Annotated in this window: 1 protein-coding gene and 1 pseudogene; both read right to left on the bottom strand. The window is 66.8% G+C overall.

The window, feature by feature from the left end; all coding sequences use genetic code 11:
* Window positions 1-35 precede the first annotated feature (35 nt).
* Window positions 36-1,442: a sialidase family protein gene (locus VF542_RS15060; protein ID WP_408652517.1), complete on the bottom strand. Its 1,407-nt coding sequence runs from the start codon at window positions 1,440-1,442 to the stop codon at window positions 36-38.
* Window positions 1,443-1,848: 406 nt separating this feature from the next.
* Window positions 1,849-2,190 (bottom strand): annotated as a pseudogene (locus tag VF542_RS15055) (hypothetical protein); the annotation flags it as partial.

The following is a 2,190-nucleotide window of genomic DNA, read 5'->3' as shown; positions in this document are numbered from 1 at the left end:
GACGGCCCTCGTCCGTCCTACGCCGGAGTTACCGGCTACCGGTTGCGTACCGGCGACTTCGGAGCGGCGTGGTCGGACACCGCGCCGGGAACGGCGTGGTCGCCGCCGGAGGTGGCGACGAACGAGCCCGCCGCCGCGGTGAAGCCGCTGGTCGGGACGTAGATCGCCTGGTCGAAGGCCGATCCAGCGCTGGGTGCCTGGGCCACCGCGAACGCGCCGATCGCCTTGCCGCCGATCCATGACGTCGAGATGTAGTCACCGACCATCCGGCCCTGGGTGGTGTTCGGGGTCAGCGAGACGCTGAACGGACCGGCCACGTCGGTGTGCGCGCTCCAGGTGGAGCCGCCGTTGTTGGACTGGATGTAGCCGACCTCGAGCTGGCAGCTCGTTCCGCAGTTGGCGGTCCGGTAGAAGTAGTAGGTCAGCCCTAGCCTCGCCGTGGTGCCGGATGTCGTCGGGTCGACGCCCAGGCCCGGGATGAAGTGGTCCACCCCGCTGGTGGTGGCATCGATCGGCACCCGGGTGACCGCCGACCAGGTGGTGCCGTTGGTCGAGGTCGAGTACACGATGTCGTTGGCCTTGCAGGCGGTACGGAATCGGCAGTCCTGCCAGGCGACATAGACCTTCCCCGAGGCGTCGATCTCGGCCGAAGGCATCGGTTCGCTGCGCAGGTTGCCGGCCGTGGCATGGTCGCTGACCACTGCCACGGTGACCGTGGAGCTCCAGGTGGCGCCGCCGTCGGTGGAGCGCCAGGCGATGATGGCACCGAAACTGGCGTTCGCCGACGGCACGATCACGGTGCCGTTGGGCTGCACGACGGGCTGGCCGCCGAGGCCGGTGGCGTTGTTGCCGGTGTTCTTGGCCGGTCCCCAGGTCAAGCCGCCGTCGGTCGAGGTGGACATCTTCAGGCGGTCGCCGTCGGCGTTGTTGTCGAACTCGGTGTAGCAGTTGCCGTAGTACGGGCTCGTGGCGTTGTTGTCGCACACGGTCCAGTTCTTGTCGAAGCTGGTGCTGCCGGTGGCGACGGTGACGGGGTTGCCGAACGTCAGGCCGCCGTCGGTGGACCGGCTGACGAACACCACCGGGACGGTGACCGACGAGGTGATCGGGACCGAGGAGATCAGCCAGACGTTGTGCCGGGCATCGTAGGCGACGCTGGCGTCGCTGACCCGCTGGTAGCTTCCGCCGTTCTGGACGGTGATGCCTGGCAGGGTGCCCTGGGTCCAGGTCACGCCGTTGTCGGCGCTGCGGGCGTAGCCGATGTCTGACCCACCGCCGTCGTTGAACCGGCCGCTCTGGGCGGCGGCGACGATGGTGCTGCCGTAGGCGAAGGTGTCGGGCTCGACCTCGGTCCTGTGCTGGCTGGTGCTGTTGGTGAACGGGTCATCGATGATCTTCAGCAACGGAACAGCAGCGTGCGCGGACGGCAGGTTCAATGCCATCACGGCCGCCGTTGCTGCCAACGTCGCGGTTGTACGCAGAGGCAATCGGGTAAGGCGCATTTGTGCTCCTTGAAGAAGTGGTGATGCCAGGCAACGTACTCCAAGAAAGGTGTGAACATAACCTGTTGCGCTTGATTGAATATCGCGTCTTCGGCCCGCCGTTACCGTCAGTTGTCTATTCCCCGGGTACAACGGACGACTCCGGGCGGCGCAGGTATCCCCTTGTAAATACGGACGTTAGCGCGCTGCCGCCGCAGATCCACATCCTATTCAAATAGAACCGGCTCGACATTGTTGAGGGCAGAGCCGAAACCTCAAGGAATGTTCAATATCAACTCTGCCAAAGCTCCAGATTGATCGAGAAATGGCGATGCCTTTTGGCTGGCTTCGAATCCCCACGGGGTATTCAGCGACGGGCTTCTGCCAGCGTCCGGCAGAATTCGGTGGCGGCTTTCAACTCGGCCTCCAGCGGAGCCAGCACGCCCTCACGCGCCACCTCCCGCACGCCGGCATCCAGCGACCGGCGCGCGCGGGCCCGGCGCCGGGCCGCGCCGGTGGCCACGAACGGGCGGGCCAGCAGCGAGGTGAGCAGCCCCAGCAGCAGCCCGCCGATCAGCAGCAGCGTCGGCACCGGGGCGCGCCCGACATGCAGGCTGGGACCGGGCAGCTGGAGGTAGGCGAACACGGCCAGCACCGCCAGCCACACCAGCCCGGCGACGGCTGCCAGCAGCCACAGGAACTGCAGGCC

This window comes from Jatrophihabitans sp. (assembly GCF_036389215.1).
Lineage (GTDB): Bacteria > Actinomycetota > Actinomycetes > Mycobacteriales > Jatrophihabitantaceae > Jatrophihabitans_A.
Note: the sequence above shows the minus strand (reverse complement) of the source record. Positions and strands in the feature narration are given on the sequence as shown.